This window comes from Nannocystis bainbridge (assembly GCF_028368995.1).
In the GTDB taxonomy this organism is placed as follows: Bacteria; Myxococcota_A; Polyangia; order Nannocystales; family Nannocystaceae; genus Nannocystis; species Nannocystis bainbridge.
The window spans coordinates 3923586-3946311 of the sequence record NZ_JAQNDL010000001.1 but is presented as its reverse complement, the minus strand read 5'-3'; the positions used below and the strand labels follow the sequence as shown (position 1 = coordinate 3946311).

17 protein-coding genes and 1 tRNA gene are annotated in these 22726 nt (G+C 71.7%); 9 read left to right on the top strand and 9 right to left on the bottom strand.

Going from position 1 to position 22726, the window contains the following annotated elements:
- Nucleotides 1-78: 78 nt before the first annotated feature.
- Nucleotides 79-1560: a MocR-like pyridoxine biosynthesis transcription factor PdxR gene (gene pdxR / locus POL25_RS15385; RefSeq protein ID WP_272086767.1), complete on the bottom strand. Its 1482-nt coding sequence runs from the start codon at nt 1558-1560 to the stop codon at nt 79-81.
- Between the two features lie 49 nt (nt 1561-1609).
- Between pdxR and POL25_RS15380 the strand changes: the two genes are divergently transcribed.
- Both POL25_RS15380 and POL25_RS15375 read left to right on the top strand, forming a co-directional pair.
- Nucleotides 1610-2650, top strand: coding sequence for a GNAT family N-acetyltransferase (locus tag POL25_RS15380; protein WP_272086766.1), 1041 nt, complete (start codon nt 1610-1612; stop codon nt 2648-2650).
- Nucleotides 2651-2670: 20 nt separating this feature from the next.
- Nucleotides 2671-3519: a phosphodiesterase gene (locus tag POL25_RS15375; RefSeq protein ID WP_272086765.1), complete on the top strand. Its 849-nt coding sequence runs from the start codon at nt 2671-2673 to the stop codon at nt 3517-3519.
- Nucleotides 3520-3531: 12 nt separating this feature from the next.
- Here the strand turns inward: POL25_RS15375 and POL25_RS15370 are convergent, their stop codons facing one another.
- From POL25_RS15370 to POL25_RS44330, 6 genes are all read right to left on the bottom strand, one after another.
- Complete coding sequence (locus POL25_RS15370) at nt 3532-3864, bottom strand: hypothetical protein (RefSeq protein WP_272086764.1); 333 nt, start codon at nt 3862-3864, stop codon at nt 3532-3534.
- A 472-nt stretch (nt 3865-4336) separates the two neighbouring features.
- The gene (gene metH, locus POL25_RS15365; RefSeq protein WP_272086763.1) at nt 4337-7945 is read right to left on the bottom strand and encodes a methionine synthase; all 3609 of its coding nucleotides are present in this window, start codon (nt 7943-7945) and stop codon (nt 4337-4339) included.
- Between the two features lie 122 nt (nt 7946-8067).
- Nucleotides 8068-8670, bottom strand: a complete 603-nt coding sequence (locus tag POL25_RS15360) for an OmpA family protein (RefSeq protein ID WP_272086762.1) — start codon at nt 8668-8670, stop codon at nt 8068-8070.
- Between the two features lie 34 nt (nt 8671-8704).
- Entirely contained in the window at nt 8705-9478 is a 774-nt protein-coding gene (locus tag POL25_RS15355) for a PP2C family protein-serine/threonine phosphatase (RefSeq protein ID WP_272086761.1), read from the bottom strand.
- 177 nt (nt 9479-9655) lie between these two features.
- Nucleotides 9656-9728: transfer RNA gene (locus POL25_RS15350), tRNA-Ala, on the bottom strand.
- 102 nt (nt 9729-9830) lie between these two features.
- A complete protein-coding gene (locus tag POL25_RS44330; RefSeq protein ID WP_272086760.1) occupies nt 9831-9998 on the bottom strand; it encodes a hypothetical protein in 168 nt (55 codons plus the stop codon).
- A gap of 26 nt (nt 9999-10024) precedes the next feature.
- Between POL25_RS44330 and POL25_RS15340 the strand changes: the two genes are divergently transcribed.
- From POL25_RS15340 to POL25_RS15325, 4 genes are all read left to right on the top strand, one after another.
- Nucleotides 10025-10774 carry a TlyA family RNA methyltransferase gene (locus POL25_RS15340; RefSeq protein WP_272086759.1) on the top strand — a complete coding sequence of 250 codons (750 nt, stop codon included), beginning with the start codon at nt 10025-10027 and terminating at the stop codon, nt 10772-10774.
- Between the two features lie 69 nt (nt 10775-10843).
- A complete protein-coding gene (yhbY, locus tag POL25_RS15335) occupies nt 10844-11164 on the top strand; it encodes a ribosome assembly RNA-binding protein YhbY (RefSeq protein ID WP_272086758.1) in 321 nt (106 codons plus the stop codon).
- Nucleotides 11165-11188: 24 nt separating this feature from the next.
- Nucleotides 11189-13174 (top strand): TldD/PmbA family protein, encoded by a 1986-nt coding sequence (locus POL25_RS15330; protein ID WP_272086757.1) that lies wholly within the window; start codon nt 11189-11191, stop codon nt 13172-13174.
- Entirely contained in the window at nt 13171-15000 is a 1830-nt protein-coding gene (locus tag POL25_RS15325; RefSeq protein WP_272086756.1) for a metallopeptidase TldD-related protein, read from the top strand. Before POL25_RS15330 ends, POL25_RS15325 begins: the two co-directional genes overlap by 4 nt.
- A 371-nt stretch (nt 15001-15371) precedes the next feature.
- Here POL25_RS15325 and POL25_RS15320 read toward each other — a convergent pair whose 3' ends face one another.
- Nucleotides 15372-17345 carry a serine/threonine-protein kinase gene (locus POL25_RS15320; protein ID WP_272086755.1) on the bottom strand — a complete coding sequence of 658 codons (1974 nt, stop codon included), beginning with the start codon at nt 17343-17345 and terminating at the stop codon, nt 15372-15374.
- 155 nt (nt 17346-17500) lie between these two features.
- Here POL25_RS15320 and POL25_RS15315 point away from each other — a divergent pair, with 155 nt between their 5' ends.
- The 3 genes from POL25_RS15315 to POL25_RS15305 all read left to right on the top strand — a co-directional run bounded on the left by POL25_RS15315 (nt 17501) and on the right by POL25_RS15305 (nt 21548).
- Nucleotides 17501-19723, top strand: coding sequence for a type VI secretion system Vgr family protein (locus tag POL25_RS15315; RefSeq protein ID WP_272086754.1), 2223 nt, complete (start codon nt 17501-17503; stop codon nt 19721-19723).
- Nucleotides 19724-19830: 107 nt separating this feature from the next.
- Nucleotides 19831-20301: a DUF6484 domain-containing protein gene (locus tag POL25_RS15310; RefSeq protein ID WP_272086753.1), complete on the top strand. Its 471-nt coding sequence runs from the start codon at nt 19831-19833 to the stop codon at nt 20299-20301.
- A 2-nt stretch (nt 20302-20303) separates the two neighbouring features.
- A complete protein-coding gene (locus POL25_RS15305) occupies nt 20304-21548 on the top strand; it encodes a TIGR02270 family protein (protein ID WP_272086752.1) in 1245 nt (414 codons plus the stop codon).
- 210 nt (nt 21549-21758) lie between these two features.
- Here the strand turns inward: POL25_RS15305 and POL25_RS15300 are convergent, their stop codons facing one another.
- Nucleotides 21759-22706 (bottom strand): PDZ domain-containing protein, encoded by a 948-nt coding sequence (locus POL25_RS15300; RefSeq protein ID WP_272086751.1) that lies wholly within the window; start codon nt 22704-22706, stop codon nt 21759-21761.
- Nucleotides 22707-22726 lie beyond the last annotated feature (20 nt).

Here is a 22726-nt window from a genome sequence, read left to right as displayed (position 1 = left end):
CTCGCGGCGGGCTTTACCTCGATCGCGCTCGCAAGACCGCCGTGGGCCGTTCACGAACCGTTCGAGCGTCCGCGAGCGTCACGACTTGCGCAGGTCGGCCAGCGCGAGGGTCATGCGGCGCACGGCTTCGGTGAGGCCGCGTTCGTCGAGGCCGGCGAAGCCGAGGCGCACGTACGGGAGCGGGCGCGACTCGAAGCTGAACTGCTTGCCGACCTGAAAAGCGACGCCGCGGGCCTGGGCGGCGCGGGCCCACGCGGAAGGGTCGACGCCGTGGGTGCGGGCCCACAGGGCCATGCCGCCGCTCGGCGGGGCGATCCGCAGGACCCCGGCGAGGCGCGTGGCGAGGGCGGCGAGCAGGGCGTCGCGGCGGGCCAGGTAGGTGCGACGGGCGCGGCGAATGTGACGACCGACCTCGCCGCTCGTCAGCAGCTCGGCGACGGCGGCCTCGAGGGTGCGATCGCCGTTGAGATCGGTGAAGGAGCGGACGGCGACGACGCGCTCGAGCAACGGCTGCGGGGCGACGCAGTAGCCGATCCGCAGACCCGGCGCGAGGACCTTCGAGAGGGTGCCGACGTAGACGACGGAGCCGGCCGCGTCGCCGCTGGCGAGCGGGAGCACGGGGCGGCCCTCGTAGTGGAATTCGTGGTCGTAGTCGTCCTCGAGGATCGCCATGCGGTGGGCGCGGGCGAGCGCCAACAGCTGCAAGCGGCGACCGGCGGCGAGGGTGACGGTGGTCGGATATTGATGGTGCGGGGTGGTGTAGACGGCGCGCACTGGTTCGCGCTCGAGCAGGGCGGCGAGGGCGTCGACGTCGAGGCCGCTGGCGTCGGTGGCGATCGGTACGAGGCGCGCTCCGGCGAGGCGCAGGGCCTCCCACGCGGGGCGATAGCCGGGGTCCTCGACGGCGACGACGTCACCGGGGCGCAGCAGGGCGCGGGCCACCAGCGAGAGGGCCATCTGGCTGCCGCGCGTGACGATCAGGTCGTCTTCGCCGCAGGCCAGGCCGCGGGTGGCGGCGAGCATGTCGGCGAGGGCGCGGCGCAGGTCGACGAGGCCGCGCGGGTCGCCATAGCCGAGCAAGTCGGGGCGGGCGAGGGCGCGGCGATAGGCGCGGGCGAGGCTGGCGGCGGGCACGAGGTGCAGGTCGGGCACGCCGCCGGGCAAGACGAGCAGGCCGGGCGTGCGCGGGATGGGGAAGTAGCCGTCGGGGCCGGGCGCGAGGTCGAACGCCGGCCGGGCAGGGACGCCGGTGCGCAGGGCCTGGCCGGCGCGCCGCGGGGTGGGCTCGGGGAGGGTGGGCGAGACGAAGGTGCCGCGGGCGCGGGCGCTGTCGATCCACCCCTCGGACTCGAGCTCGCGGAAGGCGGCGAGCACGGTGTTGCGGTGGACGCCGAGGTCGTCGGCGAGGCGCCGGCTGCCGGGCAGCGGGTCACCGGGGCGCAGGCGGCCGCGCCGGATGTCGGCCGAGACGGCGTGGGCGATCTGCACGAACAGCGGCAGATCGCCGGCGGGGTCGAGGTCGACGGCGATCTGCCACGGGCGAACTGGTCTGCTCGACATGGAAGAACTGGACCTTTTTCATGGACCAGTGTGCGGCCATCCTCGAAGCATGCGCAAGCAGGAGTTCTTCGGGATGGCGCGCGAGGAGGCGGTCGCGCTGCTGGCGGCGGCGCCGGTGGTGCGCCTGGCGGGGATCGGCGAGCAGGGGCAGCCGGTGCTGCGCACGCTGCACGCGGTGGTGGTCGACGATTGGCTGTACTTCCACGCGGCGCCCGTCGGCGAGAAGTCGGAGGCGGTGGGGCGCGCGGCGGTGATCGCCGCGGACGAGCTGGTGGCGACGATCCCGAGCCACGTGTTCGACCCGGAGCGGGCCTGCCCGGCGACCACGTATTACCGCAGCGCCCAGGTGCACGGGACGCTGGTGGGCGTGGAGGACCCGGCGCTCAAGGCCCGGGTGCTGCAAGCGTTGATGGAGAAGCATCAGCCGGAGGGCGGCCATGCGCCGATCACCGCCGACGATCCGCGCTACCGCGGGCCGGTGCGGGGGATCGCGGTGGTCGGCCTGCCGCTGACGCAGGTCGACGGCAAGGCCAAGCTGGGCCAGAACCGCAGCGCCGACGACCTGGGCAAGGTGCTGCGATTCCTGTGGGCGCGCGGCGAGGCTGGGGATCCGCGGGCGATCGATTTGGTGCGGGCAGCCAACCCGAACGTGGCGACGCCCGAGTTCCTGCAGGCGCCCGCGGGGGCGCGGCTCCACTGCGCGCTCGGGCCGGCCGACGTCGCGGAGGTGGCCCTGCTGCTCGGGGGGCAATACTGGAACGTGGATGTCCCGAAGGACAGGATCGTGCGCGCGCAGCTCTCGTCGTCGGCGTGGGTGGGCGCGCGCGACCAGGCGGGGGCGCTCGTCGCCACCGGGCGAGCGATCGCCGACGGGGCCCGCTGCGCCTTCTTGCTCGACATCGCGGTGGCGGAGTCGTGGCGCGGCCGCGGGCTCGGCAAGGCTCTTACAAAGATGTTGCTCGATCACCCGCGGGTCCGCGGCTGTCGGCGCGTCCTCCTGCGCACCCGCGACGCGCAGTCGTTCTATCACGGGCTCGGGTTCCGCGAGGGCGTGGCGCTGCCCGGCAGCGAGATGACGCTGATGCGGTGATCGCAGGTCGAGGGGACACCATGCTCATCGCGCAGATCAGCGATACGCACATCGGGGCGCCGGGGCGCGATGATCTCCTGCGCACGTCCTGGCACCTGGCCCGCGCCGTCGCGCACCTGAACCGCCGCGAGCGGCGTCCGGACCTGGTGGTGATCACCGGCGATCTGGTCGACCACGGCGAGGTCGGCGAATACGAGCACCTGCGCGAGCTGCTGGCGCCGCTGCGCATGCCCGTGTTCTTGCTGCCCGGCAACCACGACGATCGGCACAACCTCCGCCGCGCATTCGCCGATCACGCCTATCTTCAGCGCGAGGGCCCTTATTTAAACTATGTCGTCGACGATTGGCCGGTGCGGCTCGTCGCGCTCGATACGCTGGTCCCGGGGCAGCCCGGCGGTCGGCTCTGTGATGGGCAGCTCGCCTGGCTCGCGGATCGCCTCGCGGAGGCGCCGGCGCGGCCGACGGTGATCGCCATGCACCACCCGCCGTTCTCGAGCGGGGTCGCGGTGCTGGACGCCTTCGGGCTCGCGGGCAGCGACGCGCTGGCGGCCGTGCTCCGGCGCCACCCGCAGGTCGAGCGCGTCCTGTGCGGGCACCTCCACCGGCCGATCGTGCGGCGATTCGCGGGCACCGTGGCCTGCACCTGCCCATCGACCGCGCACCAGGTCGCGCTCGACTTGCCGCCGGCCGACCGGCTCGCGTTCGTGATGGAGCCGCCGGCCTGCATGCTTCACCTGTGGCTCGGCGAGGAGGAGGGGACCATCACCCATCTGAGCCCCATCGCGGACGAGCGCCCGCTGTGGGTCATGCACGACGGTGAGGGCTGGGTCCGCGGCTCGCGGCCGCCGGCGGGCTTTCATCCGACCTGAGCGGCGCGGGCCTCAATTAAAATCGTAGATCTCGCTGAGCCGGCAGGTGTCGCGGTGATAGGCGGCGAACCACGAGATGTCGGAGCCGGGGAACACGATGTCGGGGTGACGCAGGACGCGGAACTCCTCGAGGTCGTGGAAGTAGGGGTCCTCTTCGATGTGGACCAGCTCGACGACGAGGTCGAGCGACACCGAGGCCTGGGCCTGCTGCAGGCTGTTGCCGCCGGACGAGGAGATGTCGGCGCCGAACTGTCGATAGTAGGCCACGAGGTGGCTGCGCAGGTCGGCGACGAAGGTCGAGACCAGGTCGCGTTCGCAGTGCTCGGTGAACATCCGCAGTGACATCGGCGCTCGGGGAGCGATGGACCAGGAGAAGGTCGGTGGGGGCGTTAGCGGCCGCCGCCGTCGGCTATCGGTCCGGTCTTGCATACCCATCTTCATGATCGACTGACGGGCGCCGGCAACGGTGACATGAGGGGTGCGCGCCGACAACGGCCGCGGATTTCGGCGGTGTTACGGCTCGCCTCGGCGTTGAATCGTCTTCAATGACCCGTCCGGCGGAACGGCTCGCGCCGGCCGCCAGGTGAACGGCGGTCGAGCGCGCGCGTCGTCCGCTCGAGCGCAGCGCGGCGCGACGGCCACAGCCCTGCACACGCGTTCGCTGCTCCAATTGGCGACCGCGGCGCGCGGTTTCGGCGTGCAGGGGACGGGATGCGCAATGCGCGCGGAGCTATCAAGAACGAACGTCGGCTGCCGATGATTGCAACTGCAGCGACTGCGACGCGGGCGCGGCCCCGGCGGGCCGCGCTCCGGGGCGCTAGATGTTGAAGTACTTGGCGTCCGGGTGGTGGACGATGATCGCGCTGGTCGACTGTTCAGGGACCAGCTGGAAGCCCTCTTCGGTGAGGGTGACGCCGATCTCCTCGGTGCGGAGCAGCTTGCACAGGTGGGCCTGGTCCTCCAGGCGCGGGCAGGCCGGGTAGCCGAAGCTGTAGCGCGAGCCCTGGTAGTGCTGGCCGAACAGGCCCTTGATGTCGGTGCTGTCGTCCTGGGCGATGTCGAGTTCGCGACGGACCCGCTTGTGCCACAGCTCGGCCAGGCCCTCGGCGCCCTCGACCCCGATGCCGTAGAAGTGCAGGTAGTCGTCGTAGCGGTTGGCCGCGAACATCTCCTGGCAGTGCTGGGTGGCGACCTCGCCCATCGTCACGCAGGTGAGGGCGATGACGTCGCGCTCGCCGGAGCGCACGCTGCGGAAGAAGTCGGCGATGCAGAGGCGGTTCTTGTCGAGCTGGCGCGGGAGGGTGAGCCGGATCCGCGGCGTGCGGTCGTCGGGCTCGCCCGGCGCCGGGTAGATGAGCAGGTCGTTGTGGTCGCTCTGGCACGGGAAGTAGCCGTAGACCACGCGCGGCTGCAGCATCTTGTCGGCGATGGCGCGCTCGCACCACATGCGGAACTTGGGCTCGACCGTCTTCTCGAGCAGCTCCTCGTACTCGGCCTCGGACAGCTTGCCGCGGCGGTACTGCCACTGGCCGACGAACAGCGCCTTCTTGTTCATGTAGCGGAAGATCTCGCCGAGCTGCAGCTCCTCCGGGCCGACCACGCGCGCGCCCCAGAACGGCGGCTTCGGGACCCGCGCGGCCGGTTGGACCTCGCTCTTCACGTAGGTGTCCATGGCCTTGCGCAGGTGGGCTTCCCACTCCTCTTGCGTGGTCTGGCGATAGGCCTTGATCCGCTTGGGCGCGGTCAGGTTGATCTTCTCGGGCGGCACGTGGCCGCACAGCTCGTCCATCAGGCCGAGGCCCTCGAACGCGTCCTTGGCGTAGAACACCCGCGAGCGCGGGCGTGAGTCGGCCTGCCGCTGCGGCGATGTGTCGGTCGCGGCCTCGCCGGCGGCCAGGTCCTCGTCGTGGCCGCTGTAGGCGTTCTGCAGGTTGTGCTCGACGTAGCCGCGGGTCAGCGCCGCGCCGCCGCAGATCACCGGCATCATGTGCCCGAGCTCGCGCATGCGCTCGAGGTTCTCCTTCATGATGACGGTCGACTTCACCAGCAGGCCGCTCATGCCGATCGTGTCCGGCTTGTGCTCGGCGGCGGCGGCCAGGATCGTCTCGAGCGGCTGCTTGATGCCGAGGTTGACGACCTTGTAGCCGTTGTTGCTGAGGATGATGTCGACGAGGTTCTTGCCGATGTCGTGGACGTCGCCCTTGACCGTGGCGAGCACCATGCAGCCCTTGCTCGGGCCGGCCGTCTTCGACATGTGAGGCTCGAGGTGGCGCACGGCGGTCTTCATCGCCTCGGCCGACTGCAACACGAACGGCAGCTGCATCTTGCCGGCGCCGAACAGCTCGCCGACGGTCTTCATGCCCGCGAGCAGGATCTCGTTGATGATGCGCAGCGGCGGGTGGATCTCGAGCGCGCGGTCGAGCAGGACATCGAAGCCGACCTTGTTGCCGTCGACGATCCGCTTCTTGATCTGCTCCTCGAGCGGCAGCGTCTCCTCGGGCGGGCCCGAATCGATCTTCTTGGCCCCGGCGAACCGGTCGATGAAGGCGAACAGCGGGTCGTAGCCGTCGGCGCGGCGGTCGTAGATCAGGTCGCGCGTGACCTTGAGGTCGTCCTCGGTCAGCTTGTGGGTGGGGATGATCTTCTTGGCGTTGAGGATCGCGGCGTCGAGGCCGTGCTCGCGCGCCTCGGCCAGATAGACCGAGTTCAAGATCTGCCGCGGGTAGGGCTTGAGGCCGAACGAGATGTTGGAGAGGCCGAGGATCGTGCGCGCCTCGGGCAGGTGGGTGTCGATCAGGCGGATGCCCTCGAGCGTCTCGAGCCCGAGCTTGCGGCTGTCCTCCTCGCCCTGGGCGATGGTGAAGGTCAGCGGGTCGAACACGAGGTCGGCCTCGAGCAGGCCGTGGCGGTCGACGGCGAGGTCGCGCATGCGCGTGGCGACGGCCAGCTTGCCGGCGGCGTCCTTGGCCATGCCGACCTCGTCGATGGTGAGCGCGACCAGGGCGGCGCCGTACTCGCGGGCGAGCACGGCGATCTTGTCGAACTTGCCCTCGCCGTCCTCGAGGTTGATCGAGTTGATGATCGGCCGGCCGCCGATCAGCTTGAGCGCGGCCTCGAGCACGTCGAGCTGGGTGGTGTCGATCATGATCGGCAGCGACACCGCCGGGACGATCTTCTTGAGGCACTCGGTCATGTCCCGGACCTCGTCGCGGCCGACGTAGGCGACGCACACGTCGAGCACGTGGGCGCCCTCGGCCTGCTGCTCCTTGGCCAGCTCGGCGATGCCGTCCCAGTCCTCGACGAGCAGCATCTCGCGGAACTTGAGGCTGCCGTTGGCGTTGGTCCGCTCGCCGATCAGGAGCGGGCCGGACTCCTGGTCCAAAGGACAGGTGGTGTAGAGGCTGGCCAGCTGCGGGGCGATCTTCTCGGGGCGCGGGGCGGGCACGACGCCGGCCACGGCCTCGGCGATCGCCTTGATGTGCGCCGGGGTGGTGCCGCAGCAGCCGCCGACCAGGCCGGCGCCGAACTCCTCGGCGAAGCGGCGGTGCGCCTTGGCCAGCTCGGCCGGGGTGAGGTGGTAGACGGCCCGGCCGTCGACGTTCTGCGGCAGGCCGGCGTTGGGCTGGACCGAGACGAGGCGGGTGCTGGTGCGCCCGAGGTGACGCACGTGCTCGACCATGAGGTCGGGGCCGGTGGCGCAATTGAGGCCGACGACGTCGACCGGCAAGGACTCGAGGATGACCAGCGCGGCGGCGGTGTCGGTGCCGACGAGCATGGTGCCGGTGGTCTCGACGGTGACCTGCACGAGCACCGGGACCTCGACGCCCCGCTGACGCGCGACCCGGCTGATCGCCAGCACGGCGCACTTGACCTGCAAGATGTCCTGGCAGGTCTCGACGAGCAGGCCGTCGACGCCGCCGTCGATGAGGCCCTCGGCCTGGCGCGAGATGCTCGCCAGCAGGTCGTCGAAGCTCATGTGCCCGAGCGAGACCAGGCGGGTGCCGGGGCCGATCGAGCCGAGCACGAAGCGCGGCTTGTCGGGGGTCGAGTACTCGCGGGCGGCCTCCCTGGCGATCTCGGCGGCGCGGCGGTTGAGCTCGTAGCAGTCGGCGGCGAGGTCGAACTCGGCGAGCACGTGCGGCATGCCGCCGAAGGTGTTGGTCTCGACGCAGTCGGCCCCGGCCTCGAAGTAGGCGGCGTGGATGTCCCGGATGACGTCGGGCCGGGTGCGCACGAGGATCTCGGGGCAGCCGTCGTAACCACCGTAGTCGTCGAGGGTCAGGGTGCGGGCCTGGATCATCGTGCCCATGGCCCCGTCGCACACGAGCACGCGCTCCTGCATGGCCTTGAGCAGCGGCAGGGTGCGCCGGCGCGCGGCCAGATCGAAGCGAGGGACCGGGACCGTAATGTCATTGCCCGCAGACATGGGTGTGGGCTTGGTAGCAAGGCGGCGAGGCCATTGCAAACCTCGTCACGCCGCAGAAGTCGGACGGAAGGCCACGCGCCGAGTCGGACTCGAAGGCCGCCTGCGAGGCGGTGACACAAGACTCACGAGCACGGATCGCCGGCCGGCCTGCCGCCGCCGTCGGCGGGCATCCCACCGATCACGCGCCCGCGCAGGGCGACGTTGTGGACCTCGATCCGGTTGTTCTGCGCCCGGCCCTCGGGCGTCGAACCATCGACGAGCGGCTTGGTGTCGCCGAAGCCGACCGGATAGAGCCGCTGGCAGTCGATGCCCATGCGCACGAGCTCACGCGCGACCGCCAGCGCCCGCCGCTCCGACATGGCCTGGGCGTCAGGGCCGCTGAAGTGACCCTCGATGCGAACCTGCGTGACCGACGGTTTGGCCCGCAAATAGCCGCGAACGTGCTCCAGCGCGATCTCGCTCCCGCGGCCCGGGACGTCGGCGGTGGCGGCGAAGTCGAGCGGCCGCGGCAAGACGAGGCGGTTGCCATCGAGCTGGTAGGCGATCGGCTCGACAGGCGCGCTGGGCTCGACAGGCGCAGGCTCGGCAGGCGCGGGCTCGGCAGGGGCAGGCTCGGCGAGGTCGGGCGCCGAGGGCGCCTGCGGCTCGGCCGGGGCGGCGGGCCGACAGGCGCACAGACTCACGAGCACGAGCCGCGACCACCGCATCCACCGCATCGGCCGCATCCCCCGCATGATCGCTGCTCCCCGCGCGGGCGACTCAGCAGACGCGGCGCAGGAGCACGGCGCTGATGTTGTCGGGGCCGCCGTGACGGTTGGCGGCGTTGACCAGCCGACGCGTGGCCTCCTGCGGGTGATGCTGGGTGATGATGCTGTGCATCTCCTCGTTGGGGACGACATCGGAGAGGCCGTCGGAGCACAGCAGGATGTTGTCCCCGGTCTCGATGATGCCGGCGTTGATGTCAGGCACGCCCTTCGAGCGGCCGTGGCCGAGGCAGCGGGAGATCCGTCCGCGATAGGGGTGGACGGCGGCCTGCTCCTTGGTGATCACGCCCTTGCTCACGAGCTCCTGGACCATCGTGTGATCGAGGGTGATCGGCGTGGCAGCCTTCTTGTCGACGAGGTAGGCCCGACTGTCGCCCGAGTGCGCGACCCACATCTTGTCGCGGATGCCCATGACCATCACGCAGGTGCAGCCCATGCCCTCGGTGTCGGGGCTCTTGGCGCTGAACTCGGTGATCGCGGTGCTGGCCAGCAAAAAGGCGTGGTACAGCAGCTCGCGCGGGCCCTGCTTGCGGAAGTTGCCGTCGATGTAGGCGGTGATCCGCTCGACCGCGAGGGCCGAGGCGAGCTCGCCGGCGTTGTGGCCACCCATGCCGTCGCACACGACGGCGAGGTAGTAGCCGCGACCGTCGTCCTCCTGGATCGAGATCGCGTCTTCGTTGTGCTCGCGCGACATGCCGGTGTCGCAGGCGCCCGCCATCTGCACCTCGAAGTGACCCGGATAAAAGGTGCGCTTGAAGAGCTTGTACATGAACCGAGGGCTGCGGGCGTGAGGTCCGCCGATCCTGGCACCTCGGCGCAGCCGGTTCAAGCCATGATCGCGGCCGTCGCGCGGACGAAAGCCGCGCGTCGTGGTCGGCGGCCGTGAAAATCGAGGCCGTTAAAAGCTTCGAGCCCGAAGTCGGGTGACTTCGGGCTCGAATTCTAGTGGAGCAGAGGGGGATCGAACCCCTGACCTGTGCATTGCGAACGCACCGCTCTCCCAGCTGAGCTACTGCCCCGGCGAACTTGGAGGCCCGGGAAGCTACCCCAAGTGCTTCAGCGACGCAAGCGTCGCCCGACCGGCGAGGAGGCCGCGGGCACCGCGGGCGATGGGGGAAACATCACGCGGGCGGCGGCCGGTGCTGGCCGCGCCAGGCGAGCCCGAGCAACCCGCACCCGACCACGAGGACGAGGAGGACGATCTGGGGCCCGTCCAGCGGAGAGACCCACCAGTTCAGGGCCGCCTCGGGGCCCGCGGGCGCGACGGCGAGGTGCTGCGTGCGCGCCACCAGCTTGCGATATACGACAGGGCCCCGTGCCGCAACCTCCCCGCGTCCGCCTCGACAAGCTCGTCGTCGACCGCGGCCTGTGTGACTCCCGCTCGCGGGCCCAGGCGCTCATCATGGCCGGCAAGGTCGTCGTCGGCGACCACACCGAGAGCAAGCCCGGGGCGCTCGTGCCGGAGGACGCGGCGGTCCGCCTGCGCGTGGCCGACCACCCGTTCGTGTCGCGCGGCGGGCTCAAGCTGCGCGGCGCGCTCGACCAGTTCGCGGCGCTCGATGTCCGCGAGCGCGTGGCCCTCGATGTCGGGGCGTCGACCGGCGGCTTCACCGACTGCCTGCTGCAGGCCGGCGCGGCCCGGGTCTACGCGATCGATGTCGGCTACGGGCAGCTGGCGTGGAAGCTGGCGAGCGACCCGCGGGTGACCGTGCTCGACCGCAGCAACATCCGCACGCTGGCCCGCGAGGCGATCCCGGAGCCGGCCGACCTGGCGGTGGCCGACTGCTCGTTCATCTCGCTGGCGAAGGTGCTGCCGTCGGTGCTGCCGTTCTTGGCGGCCCGCGCGGACATCGTGGCGCTGATCAAGCCGCAGTTCGAGCTCGGCCCGGGGCGCGTCGGCAAGGGCGGGATCGTGCGCGCGGCCGAGGACCACGCCGAAGCCTGCCGCGCGGTCGTCGCCGCGGCCGAGGCGCTGGGCCTGCGCCAGATGGGCCTGTGCGACTCGCCGATCGAAGGCCAGGACGGCAACCGCGAATTCCTGGTGTGGCTGCGACAGGGGGCGTGAGTCGCGCGCGCGACCGCGCGCACGCGTGAGCCGGGCCGCGGCGGGCGTGCGACGGGTACACTCCGCCGCGTGAACCGCCCTGTCCTCGGCGCCCGCAGCCGCGCCTTCCTCAAGTCGCTCGCCCATCCCCTGGCCCCGGTGGTGCAGATCGGCGCAGAGGGGATCTCCCCCGAAGTCGTGCGCGCCACGAGCATCGCGCTCGAGGACCACGAGCTCATCAAGGTCAAGCTCGGCCAGAACTTCCCCGGCGAGCGGGTCGAAGCGGCCGAAGAGCTCGCCGCCGGGACCGGCAGCGCCGCCGTGCAGGTGATCGGCCGCGTGATCGTGCTCTACCGCCGCCGTTCGCGTGAAGATCCGAAGCGCCCGCGGATCGAGCTCCCGCGGCGCTGACCAATGTCGGTTATCATGCGGCCGATGTCGGCCAGACCCGCGGCGACCCCGGCGCTCTCGCGCGCGAGCCGAGACGCCGCGAGCGCGGGTGCCCTGACGGCGCGCCCGTGGTTGGCCGCGCTGGTCGGGGCGCTGACGCTGGTGAGCTGCCAGCCGCGCAAGGCGACCACGTCGCCGGCGGCGGACGTGTGGGAGGTCGGCGGCGATGCGGCGCGCGAGCACGCGATCACGCGCAAGCGGGCCCCGGTGGGCCTGCCCGAACCTGTCCTTGATTTCCTGGCCCAAGAGACACTCAAGAACCTGACCCAGCTGCAGGGCGAGGGCGCGGAGGTGCCGGCGTACTTCCTCGCCTACGACCTGATCGCCCGCGACCACCTGTGGCTCGAGGCGCAGAACGGGCAGATCGTGCGCAACCGGACCGACACCGACCGCACGGTCGACGTCGACGTCCGCGTCGGCACGCGCCAGCTCGACAACAGCCACCCGGGCGACGCCAACTACGGGCCGGGCAACGGGCTCGGCAGCGGCATGTTCGTGTCGGTGCAGAGCGATCCGCTGGCGCTGTCGCAGGCGCTCTGGCAGTACACCGAGGCGCAGTACAAGGACGCGCTGGCGGCCTTCAGCGCGGCCGAGAGCGCCGAGCAGCTGAAGAGCCAGACCGAGGACAAGCCGCCGTCGCCGGACTTCAGCGAGGAGAAGCCGAACATCCACGCCGAGCCGCCGGTCAGCCTCGACCTCGCCGCGCTGGGCAAGCTGTGGGAGCCGCGGCTGCGCGAGATCTCGGCGGCGCTGGCCGACGACCCGCACGTGCTCGAGAGCCAGGCGGTGTTCCTGGCGTGGGTCGACAACCGCGCCTACGTCAACAGCGAGAACACGCGGATCCAGGGCTCGCAGGTGCGCCTGCGCCTGATGCTGCAGGCCAAGGCCCAGGCCGACGACGGCATGACGCTCGACCGCTTCGAGAGCTTCGAGGCGATGGACCCGGAGCAGATGCCGGCGCAGTCGGTGCTGGTGGCCACCGCCAAGCGCCTGCGCGACGAGGTGCTGGCGCTGCGGGTGGCGCCGCTGGCCGAGCCCTACAACGGGCCGGCGGTGCTGGCCGGCCGCGCGGCGGGGGTGTTCTTCCACGAGATCTTCGGCCACCGCCTCGAGGGCCACCGGCAGAAGGACGACCTCGAGGGTCAGACCTTCGCCAACATGATCGGCAAGCGGGTGCTGCCTGTCTTTTTGGACATGGTCGACGACCCCACGGCCGAGACGCTCGGCGGCGTGCCGCTGTCGGGCCACTACCACGTCGACGACGAGGGGGTGCCGGCCGAGCGGGTGGTGCTGGTCGAGCGCGGCAAGCTGCGCACGTTCCTGCTCGGTCGCTCGCCGGTGCTGCCGTTCACGAAGAGCAACGGCCACGGCCGGCGCGAGCGCGGGTACCAGGCGGTGGCCCGCCAGGGCAACCTGATCGTCACCAGCCGCAAGACGATCCCCGACAAGGAGCTCCGCCGCGCGCTCATCGACGAGGTCAAGCGGCAGGGCAAGCCGTACGGGCTGTGGTTCTCCGACATCCAGGGCGGCTACACCACGACCGAGCGCTCGGGCCCGCAGGCGTTCAAGGTGATGCCGCTGCTGGTCTACCGGATCTGGGCCGACGGCCGCCCCGACGAGCTGGTCCGCGGGGTCGACATCGTCGGGACGCCGCTGGCGGCGTTCGAGACGATCGCGGCGACCGGCGACACGCCGGGGATCTTCAACGGGATGTGCGGCGCGGAGTCGGGCGATGTGCCGGTGTCGGCCGTCAGCCCGTCGCTGCTGCTGCGCAACCTCGAGGTCGAGCGCGCCACCCACGAGCGCGGCAAGCCGCCGCTGCTGCCGCCGCCGCCGACCAGCGGCAAGGCGGCTGACCCGAAGAACATGTCCCCGGCGCCATCTGCTGCAGGGGCCCGCAAGAGCGTGAATTCGGCGCTAGATGGCCGAAGGGACATGTCCCCGGCGCCAGCTTCGCGGAGGTCGCGATGAAGCCGCTGGTCCTGGCCCTGGCGCTCGCTCCGGCGGCGGCCGCCGCACCGGCGCCGGCGCCGACGCCCGCCGCGCCGACGACCCCCGTCAGCGCCGAGGCGGCCGAGGTCGAGATCGCGGCGATCGAGCAGGAGATCGCGCGCGGGATCGCGGGGCTGCGCCTGCCGGACTCGCCGGCGCCGTACCACGCGACGGTCTATGTGGTGCGCGCCGAGGTGCTCAGCATCGACGGCAGCTTCGGCGGCATCATCACCGACGTGCGCGAGGACCAGGCGGCCGCGGGCATCGACATCCGCGTCGGCACGGCCGAGCGCGACCAGACGGGGGTGTTCGGCCAGGACGGAGCGTGGCCGCGCTTCATCCTGTCGCTGGCGCCGTCGCCCGAGCTGACCCGGCACAAGCTGTGGCTCGGGCTCGACCAGGCGTTCCGCCGGGCCACCGGCACGTACGCGCAGAAGCTGGCGATCCTGGCCCGGCTTGCGGGTGAGCCGCTGCCGGCCGACTTCGGGCCCAAGCCTGAGCCGCTGGCGCGCCAGCCGGTGCCGGCGCCGCTGACCGACTCGGTCGACCGCGAGGGGCTGCGCGAGCTGGTGCGCGCGCTGAGCAAGCGGTTCGCCGACCACCCGGCGATCGACAACGGCGACGTGTTCGTGCAAGTGCTGCGCAGCCACGTCACGACGATCACGAGCGAGGGGTTGGTGCTGCACGAGCAGCGCGACCGCGCGGTGCTGGCGGTGATGGCCGACACGCGCGCGCTCGACGGGATGCACCTCGACCACGGGGCGGCGATCCATCTGCAAGAGCTGCCACGCGCGACGGAGGAGCTGCGCAAGCGCGGCGAAGAGCTGGTCGACGGGGTGCTCAAAGAGCTGACGCTGATGGCCGACGCGCCGATGCTCGACGACGACTACGACGGGCCGATCCTGTTCGCGGGGCCGGCCTCGGCGCAGCTGCTGGCGTCGACGATCGCGGTGCACACGGGCGGGACGCCGGCGCCGCTGGGCGACAACGGCCGGGTCCGCGACTTCGAACCCCACTGGCAAGACAGCCTCGGCAAGTCGGTGCTGCCGGGCTTCCTCGACCTCGAGGACGATCCGCGCGAGGGCTTCGGCCGGGTGACGATCGACGCGCAGGGCTTCGCGCCCAAGCCGCTGACGCTGGTGAAGAACGGGGTGCTGCAGGACCTGCTGATGACGCGCTCGCCGAACACGCAGCGCAAGGACAGCAACGGCCGCGCGCGCCTGAGCCCGGGCCTGGCGTGGGGCGCGGCGATCACGAACCTCGAGCTCAAGTCGAAGAAGCGCGGGTCGCCGCGCAAGGCGCTCGAGAAGGAGCTGCTCCGCCGGGCCCGCGAGGACGGCTACGAGTACGCGTACGTGGTCGAGTCGCTGCGCGACGGGAACATCCTCGGGCCGGTGAACCGCGAGGGCGCGACGAGCTACAGCACGGGCCGCAAGGTGTCGCTGCCGCTGCCGGCGAAGATCTACCGGCTCGATGCGTCGGGCAAGAAGACGCTGGTGCGCGGGGCGATGCTGGCGCCGGCGTCGATGCGAGTGCTCCGGCGGATCCGCGCAGTCGGCAACAGCGCGCCGGCGCTGCCGCTGCGGATCGCTCCGGGCGCGACGGGCGGCTTCGGGGCGGAGACGGGGATGGACGGGATCCTCAGCAACACGGTCGATGTGAGCGTGAGCTCGCCCGATCTGCTGCTCGATGGGCTCGAGCTGGTGGTGGAGCGCAGCGAGAACGAGCGCTTGCCGATCCTCGAGCATCCGCTGCGCCGCGGGCAGACTTCGCCTGCGCCTGCGGCTGCGGGCGACTTGGAGTAGAGGGCTTCGCGAGTCGAGGGCTCGGGGTTCGCTCGGGGTTCGTGCTTCGCGAATTGCCGGCTGCGCCTCGCGTGGGGGTCCGGGGAAGGATCGCCGGAGAGTTCAGCGCCAGAATGGGCGCTCGTGCCTCGCTCCCATTATGTCTCGAATTCTCCGTCGTCCCTTCCCCGGACCCCCTGGCACGGCTACAGCCGTGAGGGGCCGCCACCCCGTCGTGGGCTCCGATGCGGGACGTCGCCGGTTTGGCGATCGACGGGCGCCTGTTCGACGGCCAGGGCTGGCCGCCGGACAGACGCTTTCTCGGGGCCTTGACGGGGTGGCCTTCCGGGCGACGGCGGTCGCGGCGGCGCTCTCGAGGTTGTCGTGTCGCTTCAGCGCGTCAGCACCACGGCGAGGGCGGTGAGGATCAGGGCGCCGAGGGCGACGTTGAAGACGATGAGGCCGCGCGGGGACAGCCAGGGCTTGTCGAGGGCGGATTCGGGGCGGGCTCGGGCGATGGGCGCGGTCGCTGTCGGTGGCGCATCCTCGAGGTCGCGTGATTCATGGGATGGCCGATGGGGCATGTCCCTGGGGTCAGACAGGGCCAGCGTCGATTCGGCGGGCAGGGAGCCGGGTTGATCGAGGACCACGGTCGCTTCGGGGCGCTTGCCGGGCGAGAGCACGGATGGGTCGGTCAGGGCGAGCGTCGCCTCGGCGGGGCGTGGACCTGTCCTTGCGGGCATGTCCCTCGGTTCATCATCGATCACGGTCGAGCCGGGGCCGCGGCGGGGCAGCGCGCGCGTTTCGTCGTCGCCGGGGCCGTCGGGCAGGTCGCCGGCGGCGGAATTCAGCGGCGGGCGCCGCAGCGTCGGCATGGCGGTGGTCGCCGCGTCTTCGTCGGTGGTGGGGTTCGGCCGCTCGGGCTGGCGTCGGTCGTCGCGCCCGGGAGTTGAACCTGGCTTTCGCGCCAGGTCATCGACGGACGGCGTGAGGGGCTTTCGCGGCGGACGGGTGGGGTCGCGCTCGGTGGTGATCCAGTCGGCGGGAAGATCGGGCGGACCGGGGACGTAGTTAGCGGTGGGCCGGGCGGACTTCGAGGCCTGGAGCTGGCGGGCGACGGGCTCGAGTGAACCTGTCTTTCGGGACATGCGTGGAGATTCGGGCAGCGAGATCGTCGGCTCGGCGGGCGCGGAGCGGCGGGCGTCGCGTTCGGTGCTCGGCTCGGGATCGAGCCGGGGCAGGGCGGAGGGCGGAGGTTGAGGAGTGGTCGGCGTGCGCGTCGGGGTGGCTCGCTCGCGTCCGGTGCCCAGCAGCGCCGGCTCGTCGGCCGCGCGGAGGTCGGGCGGGTCGGCGGTGAACGGCGCGACGGGGGCCATGAAGGCCTGGCTGGCGCCGCGGGCGGGCGCCTCGATCGCCGCGGCGGGTTGGGGGCGCTGCACGGGGATCCGCAGCTGCGTGGTCGGATCGACGACGGGCTCGGCGGGCTCCGCGGTATGTGCATTGTCGACGGCGGCGGCCGGGCGCGGGGCGGCGCTGCCGACCGATTGCCGCACCAGCGTCAATGCGCGCAGGAACTCGCGCGCATTGGCGTGACGCTCCTCCGGGCGCCGCGCCAGCGCGCGGACCAGCAGCGGCCGGGCCTGGGCCGGCAGGCCGGCGGTCGCCAGGTCGGGCGCCGACTGCAGCGCCTTGTGGGCCGCCTTGAACGCGGAGGCGCCGGTGAATGGATGGACCCCGGTCGTCGATTCGAATAGCAGCACCGCGAGCGTGAACACGTCGGAGCGGGCGTCGCCGGCGTGGCCCTCGAGCTGCTCCGGCGCCCGGTATTCGACGAACACGCCGCCGGGGCGGGCCGGCACCGGCGTCACGCCGAGCTCGGCGATCCCGAGGTCCAGGAGCCGCACCTGCGAGTCCCCGGTGATGAACACATTGCCAGGCTTCAGCGCGCGGTGCGCGAGCCCTGTGGCCTCGTGAACGACCGCGAGCGCGTCCGCGCAGGTGCTCACGATCTCGGCGGCCCGCGACCATTGCAGCGCCCCGTCGCGGCCGCGCAGGCCGTCGAGGTCGAGGCCCTCCAGCCATTCGCGCACCGCGATGCGCGGGCCCCCGGCGACGGTGGGTGTCGCGGGCAGCACGAGCGCGGGGTGACGCGCCGCGGCGGCGCTGCGCACGGCCTCGGCGAACCGGCGGAACGCGTCGGGGGTGACGGCGCCGGGGTCGAACAGCTTGAGCGCGCAGGGCTGGCGGCGCTCGCGGTCCCAGGCGAAGAAGACCCGGCCGGGGCCGCTCGTATCGATCGATTCGCGCAGCTCCCAACGCTCGCCGAGCACGTCTCCGACCTTGGCTCTGGTCTCGGCGTCCGTCACGACCGAGCGAGCATCTACGGATCGGCGCAGGCTTTCAACCGCATATGCGGTGACCGAAGTCGCGCGCGTGCAAACGGTGCGGTTTTGTCGCGGCGCCGCGGCGCCTTGTCGAGGCCGATCGCATGTAGTAGCTTTTTGGCTCCGTTCGAGCGCTCATGACGGAAAGTGGCAGCACGGCCCTGCTGGGCAATCGATCGATGTTCACATTCACGGTGGACGGCTGCGGCGAGGAGCTGCGGGTGGTCCGCTTCGGCGGCGAGGAGGCCGTCTCCTCGCTGTTCGAGTTCCGCTTCGAGCTGGCGTCGACGACGATCCCGCTCGACGACCTGGTCGGCCACGCGGCGGTGTTGACGATCCACGGCCGCGAGGGCCTGCGCCACGTCCACGGGCTGGTGTGCGACGCCCGCTACATCGGTGAATCGTCGAGCTACACCCTGCACGAGGTCACGCTGGTGCCCGAGGTCTGGAGCCTGCAGCAGCGCGCGGGCAGCCGGATCTTCCAGGGCCAATCGACGCCCGAGATCGTCGCCAAGGTGCTCGAGACGGCCGGGATCCCGCGCGCGGGCGTGCGGATGCAGCTGCACGCGACCTACGCCCCGCGCGACTACTGCGTACAATACCGCGAGACCGACTTCGCGTTCGTCAGTCGGCTGCTCGAAGCCGACGGCATGTATTATTTCTTCGAGCACCACGAGGACAGCCACGTCCTCGTGATCACCGATCAGGCCGACGGCGGGACGCCGATCGCCGAAGATCCGGCGCTCGGGTTCAACGCCACCCGCGAGCGCGAGCGGCTGCTGCGATTTTCGCTCGGCGAGAGCATCCGCCCGCAGCGGGTGTCGCTGCGCGATCGCAACCTGCACACGCCCGCCGAGGAGGTCGAGGCCGAGGAGGGGCAGGGCGACGCGCGCGAGCTCTACGACTACCCCGGCGGCTTCCAGACCGGCGGCCGCGGCGGGCCGGAGACGGCGGGCAAGCAGGCGCGCATGCGCCTCGAGGCGGTCCAGGCGACCCGCCGCGCCGGCACCGGCGAGAGCGACAGCCCGCGCCTCACCCCCGGCTGCTTCTTTCACGTCGCCGACGAGTCGCGGCCGCACCTCGAGGGCGAGTACCGCCTGCTCCGCGTCCGCCACCGCGGCGAGCAGCCGCAGGTGCTCGACGAGGGCGCGGTCGGCGAGTTCTCGTACACCAACCGCTTCGAGTGCGCGGCCGCCGATCTGCCGTACCGCGCGCCGCGGACCACCCGCAGGCCGACGGTGCACGGGGTGCAGACGGCGACGGTGGTCGGCCCCGGCAGCGAGGAGATCCACTGCGACGAGCACGGCCGCGTCAAGGTGCAGTTCCATTGGGACCGCCGCGGGGCCTACGACGACGGCAGCTCGTGCTGGGTCCGTGTCAGTCAGATGTGGGCCGGCAATGGCTTCGGGGCGATGTTTTTGCCGCGCATCGGTCACGAGGTGATCGTCGACTTCATCGAGGGCGACCCCGACCGACCGATCATCACCGGGCGGATCTACACCGGCGTCAACACCCCGCCCTATCCGCTGCCGGATCAGAAGACGAAGAGCACCATCAAGTCGGAGTCGAGCCCGGGCGGCGGCGGATCCAACGAGCTGCGCTTCGAGGACGCGAAGGGCAGCGAGGAGATCTTCCTCCACGGGCAGAAGGACTGGAACATCGTCATCGAGCACGACAAGGGCCAGTCGGTCGGCCACGACGAGGCGCGCTCGGTCGGGCACGACAGCAGCGTGGCGATCGGCCACGACGAGGCGATCGAGGTCGGCAACGACCGCACGATCACGGTCGGCAAGATGCACGTCGAGCGCATCGGCGCCAACATGTCGATCGGGGTCGGCCAGAACCTCACCGAGTCGGTCGGCGCTAGCGCGACCTTCACGGTGGCCGCCGACCAGACCGAGTCGATCGGCGCCAACAAGGCCGAGACGGTCGGCATCGCCAGCATGCTGACGGTCGGCGCGGCCTATGCGGTGACCGTCGGCGGGGCGATGACCGAGACGGTCGGCCTCGCCAAGTCGGAGACGGTCGGGCTGGCCCGGGCCGTCAGCGTCGGCGGCAGCAGCTCCGAGAGCGTCGGCGGGGCCAAGAGCGTCAGCGTGGCCGGCAACCTCACCGAGAGCGCTGGCCAGAACATCGCCCTCCAGGCCGGCAAGCACGTCAACCTCACCGCCGGCGAGAACTTCAACGCGGCCGCCGGCAAGAAGGCGGCGATCGTCGCCGCCGACCAGTTGACGATCCAGTGCGGGGGCGCGACGGTCGTGCTCAAGAAGAACGGCGACGTCACGATCCAGGCCAAGAAGCTCAGCATCAAGGCCTCGGGCGAGGTCACCGTCAAGGGCTCGAAGATCAAGCTCAATTGATGCCACGCCGCCGCCATTCGCCGGAGCGTTCCACGAGCCCCGCCAGCGCGTTTCACGGGCCCGTGGGCCCTCTTTGATCGAGTCTCACGAACCGAGGAGCAACTGTCATGGCCGCACGTCGCCCCGCATCGTCCCGCGTCGTCCCCATCGTCCCGCCGACCCCGGCGCCAGCGCTGCCTGCGGTGATCCTCGGGTGGCTGACCGCCGCCGAGCCGCCGTTGGTCGATTTCCCCGGCAACGCCGCCGGCCCGGTGCCGGTGCGCCTGCTGATCGAGCTCGATACGCGGGCGCTGACGAACGCGGTGGCGACGCGGCAGCCGGCGGCCCTGATGTTCGAGGGCGGCGACCCGGCGCGGCCGCTGGTGGTCGGTCTGGTGCAGGCGCCGGGCTCGGGGAGCGAGGCCCGCGTCGACGGCAAGCGCGTGGTCCTGACCGGCACCGAGGAGGTCGAGCTGCGCTGCGGCGAGGCCAGCATCTCGCTGAAGAAGGACGGCAAGCTGGTGATCCGCGGCGCCTACGTCGAGACCCGCGCGAAGGGCACGAATCGCATCAAGGGCGGTTCGGTGCAGATCAACTGAGCATGCGCGCGAGCGACGACGAGCCGCTGTGGGACGTGCTCGAGGAGCACCTCGACGAGGCCGAGTTCCTGTGGGAGTCGTGGGAGGGCAGCCTGGTCGCCCCCAACTACACGCTCGCCGAGGTCGAGGCGAACGTCGAATCGCGGCTGCACGCGCACCTCGACGGTCTGGTGATCGGCGGGCCGGTGGCGGCGCAGCAATTGTTGGTACCCGCGCTCGAGTCGGATGAATCGGGCCGGGTCGCGGCGGCGGCGGCGGCGCTGCTGCTGGGGCCGGACGAGACGGCGCTCTCGACGTTGTTCGCGGCGCTGCACGAGCTGCCGGCGGCGAGGCCGGCGCTGGTGCGGGCGTTCGCGTGCATCGACCGCGCCGAGCTGCTGCCGCGCCTGCGCGCGTGCCTGACCGACGTCGACGAGGCGATCGTCGGCGCGGCCGCGGAGGCGCTGGTGTTCCGCCACGAGCCGCTCGGCGAGGCGCTGTCGGTGCTGCTGGCCAGCGACGAGCCGGCGCTGCGCGGCCTCGGGCTGCGGGCGCTGGCGGGCGAGCCCGGGGGCGCGGGGCAGGTGCGGGCGATCCAGGCGGCGCTGGCCGACGAGGCGCCGCAGGTGGTCGACGCCGCGATCGCGGCCGGCCTGGTGCTGGCGCCGGCGCCGACGTGGACGCGCGTGCGCTCGCGGGCCGAGCAGCCGGACGGGGCGCTGGCGCTGCTGCTGCTGGCGCTGCGCGATGGCCCCGGCGACCGCGCGGCGCTGCTGGCGGCCCTGGGCGACGCGTCGCGGCGCCCGGCGGCGATCTACGCGCTCGGCCACGTCGGCGCGCCGGAGCTGGTCGACGCTTGCCTCGAGTGGCTCGACGACGGCGACTGCGGGCCGCTCGTCGGCGAGGCGATGCAGGCGCTCACGGGCCTCGACCTCGACGAGGCCGGGGTGACGGCGACGGTCGAGGACGAGGCGACGGAGCACACGCCCGAGCACGACCTGGCGCGGCCCGATCCGCTGCCTGCCATGCAGTGGTGGCTGCGCCAGCGCCCGCGCTTCGCGGATGGTCAGCGCTACCTGCAAGGCGAGCCGCGGGCGCGCGCCGGGGTGATCGAGGCGCTGACGAGCGGGCCGATGCGCCGCCGCCCGGCCCTGCTGCTCGACCTGCAGCTCAAGGCGCCGCGCGGGGCGCTGCTGCGCCTGCAGACCGCGGCGCCGACGGCCAGGCAGCGCCGCGAGCTGGCCGAGCTGCGGCGCGCGCTCGGGTGAGCAGCGAGATGATCGTGGACATGTCCCGATAGACATGTCCAGATGAACATATTCACATGGACATGTCCCGGAGGACATGTCCTGGCCATCGGGGCCACGGCCCGGGCGAGCCGGCGTGATGACCTCGCGACCCGAGTTCGGCCGGCTTAAATGCAAATGGCCCTTCGGACAGGTCCGAAGGGCCATGCGGCTCAGGCCGGCGTCAGCGGCTCAGAGCTCCTTCTTGGCGAACTCGATCGCCTGGATGATCGTCCACTGGTCGTCCTTGCCCTTGCCGGCCAGCTCGTCGCCGGCGGGCGGGGTCTGGATGCCCTCGGAGTGCCAGCGGACGATGCCGTCCTCGTCGAGGAGGACGATCGCCGGCGGCTGGCGCAGGTACTGCTGGTAGGTCGTCGCGCCCTCGAGGCCGAGCTCGCGGGACGGCTGGTACTCGGTGGCGTTGGGGAAGCGGTAGGTCGGCAGCGTGCCCTTGTCGGGCAGGCCGCTGGTCTTCTGCCACTGGCGGAGGCCGGAGTCGTTCATCGGCGCCACGCGGGTGTTGGACGGGAACTGGATGTGCGTGAACATGATCTCCACGCCCGAGTTCTGCAGGTCGTCGCGGGCCATCTGCAGCACGCGCAGCATGTTGGCGGCCTGGGCCTGCTCCTCGCGGGTCGCCCAGTCCCAGAACAGCATCAGGCGCTTCTTGCCGACCAGCTGGCGGCCGTCGGTGATGCCGCCGTCCATGTTGACGAGCATCGCCATGAGGCTGGCGTGGCCGTACAGGTTGCGGCGGGCCCACAAGGGCGCCTTGTCGAGCTCGGCGGCGCCCACCGACCAGAACGGCGGGGCCTCCTTGATCGGCGGCAGCTTCTCGCTCGGGGTGGCGACGATCTCGACCTCGACCACCTGGCCGCCCTTCTTCTGCACCTTGAGCTTGACCGGCTGACCGGTGGCGATCTGGCTGACGCGCAGGTCCTTGGCGGTCGACACCGGCTGGCCGTTCAGCTCGAGCACGAGGTCGCCGCGGCCGAGCTGGTCGCAGCCCTTCTCGCAGCCGTTGACGTAGGTGATGAACACGCCGCCCGGCTTGAGCTGGTCGCTCGTGACCTCGACGGTCGGCGGGGACGAGCCGGCGCCGTCACAAGCGGCGACGGCCGACAGGGAGACGGCCAGCATGGAGGCGAAGCCGAGGGGGG

Excerpts from the sequence above, each read along its gene's own strand:
- POL25_RS15380 (WP_272086766.1), top strand. The coding sequence starts at position 1,610 with ATGCGCAAGCAGGAGTTCTTCGGGATGGCGCGCGAGGAGGCGGTCGCG.
- POL25_RS15370 (WP_272086764.1), bottom strand. The coding sequence starts at position 3,864 with ATGTCACTGCGGATGTTCACCGAGCACTGCGAACGCGACCTGGTCTCG.
- POL25_RS15375 (WP_272086765.1), top strand. The coding sequence starts at position 2,671 with ATGCTCATCGCGCAGATCAGCGATACGCACATCGGGGCGCCGGGGCGC.
- POL25_RS15360 (WP_272086762.1), bottom strand. The coding sequence starts at position 8,670 with ATGCGGCCGATGCGGTGGATGCGGTGGTCGCGGCTCGTGCTCGTGAGT.
- metH (WP_272086763.1), bottom strand. The coding sequence starts at position 7,945 with ATGTCTGCGGGCAATGACATTACGGTCCCGGTCCCTCGCTTCGATCTG.
- POL25_RS15310 (WP_272086753.1), top strand. The coding sequence starts at position 19,831 with ATGGCCGCACGTCGCCCCGCATCGTCCCGCGTCGTCCCCATCGTCCCG.
- pdxR (WP_272086767.1), bottom strand. The coding sequence starts at position 1,560 with ATGTCGAGCAGACCAGTTCGCCCGTGGCAGATCGCCGTCGACCTCGAC.
- POL25_RS15355 (WP_272086761.1), bottom strand. The coding sequence starts at position 9,478 with ATGTACAAGCTCTTCAAGCGCACCTTTTATCCGGGTCACTTCGAGGTG.
- POL25_RS15315 (WP_272086754.1), top strand. The coding sequence starts at position 17,501 with ATGACGGAAAGTGGCAGCACGGCCCTGCTGGGCAATCGATCGATGTTC.
- POL25_RS15300 (WP_272086751.1), bottom strand. The coding sequence starts at position 22,706 with ATGCTGGCCGTCTCCCTGTCGGCCGTCGCCGCTTGTGACGGCGCCGGC.
- POL25_RS15330 (WP_272086757.1), top strand. The coding sequence starts at position 11,189 with ATGTCGGCCAGACCCGCGGCGACCCCGGCGCTCTCGCGCGCGAGCCGA.
- POL25_RS15305 (WP_272086752.1), top strand. The coding sequence starts at position 20,304 with ATGCGCGCGAGCGACGACGAGCCGCTGTGGGACGTGCTCGAGGAGCAC.
- POL25_RS15325 (WP_272086756.1), top strand. The coding sequence starts at position 13,171 with ATGAAGCCGCTGGTCCTGGCCCTGGCGCTCGCTCCGGCGGCGGCCGCC.